This window comes from Streptomyces bikiniensis (assembly GCF_000716625.1).
GTDB classification, from domain to species: Bacteria; Actinomycetota; Actinomycetes; order Streptomycetales; family Streptomycetaceae; genus Streptomyces; species Streptomyces bikiniensis.
This window is the reverse complement of record NZ_JNXJ01000095.1, coordinates 1-3929: the sequence shown is the minus strand read 5'-3', so window position 1 is coordinate 3929 and position 3929 is coordinate 1. Positions and strand designations below refer to the sequence as shown.

General features: G+C 75.4%; 4 protein-coding genes. 3 read left to right on the top strand and 1 reads right to left on the bottom strand.

Features of this window, described 5'->3' with window-relative positions; genetic code table 11:
- Nucleotides 1–108: 108 nt before the first annotated feature.
- Genes OO47_RS32820 through OO47_RS32810 form a run of 3 tightly spaced genes read left to right on the top strand, consistent with a single transcriptional unit; the run spans nt 109 to nt 2673 of the window.
- Nucleotides 109–1404 (top strand): hypothetical protein, encoded by a 1296-nt coding sequence (locus OO47_RS32820; RefSeq protein ID WP_158708750.1) that lies wholly within the window; start codon nt 109–111, stop codon nt 1402–1404.
- A gap of 2 nt (nt 1405–1406) precedes the next feature.
- Nucleotides 1407–2156: a bestrophin-like domain gene (locus tag OO47_RS32815; RefSeq protein ID WP_033211165.1), complete on the top strand. Its 750-nt coding sequence runs from the start codon at nt 1407–1409 to the stop codon at nt 2154–2156.
- Between the two features lie 31 nt (nt 2157–2187).
- Nucleotides 2188–2673 (top strand): LURP-one-related/scramblase family protein, encoded by a 486-nt coding sequence (locus OO47_RS32810; RefSeq protein WP_030206535.1) that lies wholly within the window; start codon nt 2188–2190, stop codon nt 2671–2673.
- Nucleotides 2674–2736: 63 nt separating this feature from the next.
- Here OO47_RS32810 and OO47_RS32805 read toward each other — a convergent pair.
- On the bottom strand, nt 2737–3929 hold a 1193-nt coding region (locus tag OO47_RS32805), incomplete at its 5' end, for a trans-sulfuration enzyme family protein (RefSeq protein ID WP_033211163.1).

The window sequence follows — 3929 nt, the reverse complement described above, 5'->3', positions numbered from 1 at the left end:
GCCGGGGGCGGAGGGCGTGTCCGGGGGCGGGTTCCGGGGTGGGGGCCGGTCAGCATGGCGGGCATGGCGGAGCACGTGGGCAGATCATCGGATTATTCCTTCCGTCGGGTGAGTGCCGGGTTACTCGTGGTGGTCCTGCTCGTCCTGCCCGGCGCGGTCCTCTCCGAGGGCGCGGGGTGGGCCGGCGGGGTCGGGGACGGGAACCTGCGGCTGACCGTGACCGTGAACGGCCGGGCCGACAGCGACCTCCGGCCGCCGGAGGTACGGGTCGGCGCCCGGGTCGTGAAGCGGTACCGGCTGCTGAACCTGAGCGAGGCGGACCTGCACCGGGTGCGGGTCCTCGACCCCGGCGCCCCCGCCGGGTCCGTGCGGTGCCCGGCGGGGACGCTCCCCGCGGCCGAGGAGGTGGAGTGCGTGGCCCGCTTCCGGGCGGTGGCGGGGCGGCACGTGCATCCCGTACGGGCCGAGGGCGACGTCCCCTCCCTGCACACCCGGCTCACCGCGACCGCCCGCGCCGGGTACGCCGGGGTCGCCGGGATCCTCCGGCTCACCGAGGAGGTGGTGGTCGCGACGCCGGGTGCGGGGGCGGGTGCGGGCGTGGCCGACGTGACGTACACCGTCGCCAACCGGGGGAACCTTCCCCTCTACGCCGTGCGGGTCGAGGACCCCGGGCTCGCCCTCGCGCCCGGCGCGCCCGACTGCGGGGGGCGGGGCGGGACCGTGGCCGTCCTCGCCCCGGACACCTCCGCCCTCTGCCGGGCGACCGTACGGCTCCGCCCGGGGACCTACCGGAGCACCGGCCGCGTCTCCGGGAGCGACCGGGCGACCACGCTCGGGGCGGGGGGCGAACAGGTCTCGGCGCCCGTGCTCACGGCCGGGGCCTCGGCCGTCTTCGTGGTGCGGGAGGCGCCGGCTCCGAGGCCTCCTGTTCCCAGGGCGCCGGCTCCGGGGGCTCCCGTTCCCGGGGCGGCCCCTGCTCCGGGGGCCCCGGCGGCGGCCGGGGCGACGGCGGGCGGGGCTGCCGCGGGCGGGGCTGCCGTGGGAGGCGGTGGGGTGCCGGGGGCTCCCGGGGCCCTCGCGGGTACGGGCGCGGGTACCCGTACGGGGGCGGACGGGCGGCCCGTGGACCCCGCCGTTCCCGGCGCGGGAGCCGTTCCCGGAGCCGTACCCCCGGCGGGCGCCGTTCCCGGGGCCGTGTCCCCCGGAGCCGTACCGCCCTCCGCCCCCTCCCCCGTCTCCCCGCCGGCCCTCCACCGGGCCGACGCGCTCGACGGCGAGGGGTTCCTCGGGCGGGTGCGGCGGCGGGGGCGGGAGGCGGCGGAGTTCGGGGTGGCGACGACGTTGCTGTTGCTCCTGATCCCGGCGGCCGTCGCCGCCGCGCTCCTCGGCAGTAGGAGGAAGTGACCGTGGCCCTGCTCGAAACCCTCGTCGTCGTCCTCGGGGTCGCGCTCGTCGCCGCCCTCTCCGTGTTCGCCAAGACCAGGCTCTTCCCGGTCGGGGAGGACGAGGAGCCGCGCGAGGACGTGGCCGAGTACATCGCCATGATGGTGTCGGTCCTCTACGCCGTCGTCCTCGGCCTCTGCCTGGTCTCCGTCTGGGAGACGCGCTCGGCCGCCGCCGGCCACGTCCAGGCCGAGGCGAGCGCCCTGCACCAGACGTACCTGCTCGCGGACGCGCTCCCGCTCGCCCAGCGGCAGCCGGTGCGCGACGCGGCCCGGACGTACGCGAGCCACGTCGTGGACGTCGAGTGGCCCGCGATGGCCGGCCGCGAGCCGCTCGACGCCGCGGGCTGGACGCTGCTCGACCAGTTGCGGCGGGCGGGCGAGGTGACCCGCTCCGACCGGGTCTCCGAGCAGATCGCGGCCCAGGAGATCCTGGCCCAGCTCGGCTACGTGGACGACGCGCGGCGCGGCCGGGAGGCGGCGGCGCAGGAACGGCTGTCGCCCGTGCTGTGGACGGGGCTGCTGATCGGCGGCGTGCTGACCCTCGCGTTCATGTTCCTCTTCGGGATCAGGCGGAGCGCGACCCACGTGGTGATGGTGATGGGCCTGTCCGGGTTCATCGCCTTCACGGTGCTGCTGATCCACCAGCTCGACTCGCCGTTCGGAGAGCTGCTCGGGGCGAGTCCGGACGCGTTCACCCGCTACTTCCGGTGAGAAGCGGCTGCGACGGGGCAGGAGTGACCGGGTGAAATATCTCGTACGGGACAAGATCTTCGCGATCGGCGACGACTACTGGATCGAGGACGAGTACGGCCGCCACGCCTTCCTCGCCGACGGCAAGGCCCTGCGGCTGCGCGACACCCTGGAGCTGAAGGACCCCGAGGGGCGGGTCCTGATCACCCTGCGGCAGAAGATGTTCGGTCTGCGGGACGCGACGACGATCGAGCGGGACGGGCAGCCGCTCGCGACCGTGCGCCGCAAGCGGCTCTCGCTGCTGCGCAACCACTACCGGGTGACGCTGGTCGAGGGCACGGAGCTGGACGTCAGCGGCCGGATCCTCGACCGGGAGTTCACCGTCGAGTACGAGGGCGAGCTCCTGGTCCACGTCTCCCGGCAGTGGTTCCGCGTCCGCGACACGTACGCGGTGAACGTGGTCCGGGAGGACGCGGACGCCGCCCTCATGGTCGCGGTGGCGGTGTGCGTGATCCGGATGGCGGAACGGGAGGACTGAGCCGCCGTCAGGCCGACCTCTTCAGGACGGCTTCTTCAGGCTGACTCCTTCAGGCCGACTCCTTCAGGCCGCCCTCTCCAGGGCCTGGTCCAGCGCCTGTTCCAGGTCCGTCCACAGGTCCTCGACGTGCTCGATGCCGACCGAGATCCTGACCGTGCCGGCGCCGATGCCCGCCGCCGTGAGGGCCGCCGCGTCGAGCTGGTGGTGGGAGGTGGAGGCCGGGTGCATGACCAGCGTCTTCACGTCGCCCAGGGAGACGCTGAGCGAGGCGAGCCGGACCGCCTCCACGAAGGTCCGGCCCGCGTCCCGGCCGCCCGCGAGGTCGACCGAGACGACTCCGCCGCCCCCGGCGGGCAGCAGGCGCGCGGCGACCTCCCGGTCGGGGTGGCTCGCGAGGGACGGGTGGCGGACGGCGGCGACCGCCGGGTGCGCGGCGAGCCGGGCCGCCAGCTCGGCGGCGTTGGCGCACTGGCGCTCCATGCGCAGGGAGAGGGTCTGCAGGCCGCGCAGGGTGAGCCAGGCGGCGAACGGGTCGGTGGAGGCGCCCTGTTCGACGGCATGGCGGCGGACCCTTCCGTACAGCTCGCGGTCCTTGAAGACGGCGATCCCGCCGAGGACGTCCGCGTGCCCGGCGAGGTACTTGGTGGCGGAGTGGATCACGATGTCGGCGCCGTGGTCGAGGGGGCGGCAGAGCAGTGGGGAGGCGAAGGTGTTGTCGACGGCGACCGGGACGCCCGCCCCGGCGGCGACGGCGGCGAGGGCGGGCAGGTCGGAGACGCGGGTGGTGGGGTTGGCGATGGTCTCCAGGTAGAGCAGGCGGGTCTCGGGGCGCAGGGCCGCCCGCACCTCCTCCGGGTCCGTGCCGGAGACGTACGTGACGTGGACGCCCCAGCGGGCGGCGAGGTCGGTGAGGACCGCGTACGTGCCGCCGTACAGGCAGGTCTGGGCTACGACGTGGGCGCCGGAGCCGAGGAGGGCGAGGAGGACGGCGTTGACGGCGCCCATGCCGGAGGCGAAGGAGAGGCCGGAGGCGCCGCCTTCGAGTCGGGCGACGGCGTCCTCCAGGGTGCGGACGGTGGGGTTGCCGAGGCGGGCGTAGAGGAAGGCGTCCGGGGAGGTGAAGCCCTCGGCGAGGGCGTCGGCGGAGTCGAAGGCGAAGACGTGGCCCTGGTGGAGGGGGACGCCGAGGGGGCGGCTGCCGGTGAGCTCGACGTGGGGAGGGTGGACGGCGAGGGTCTCGGGGCGGGGGTGGAGGG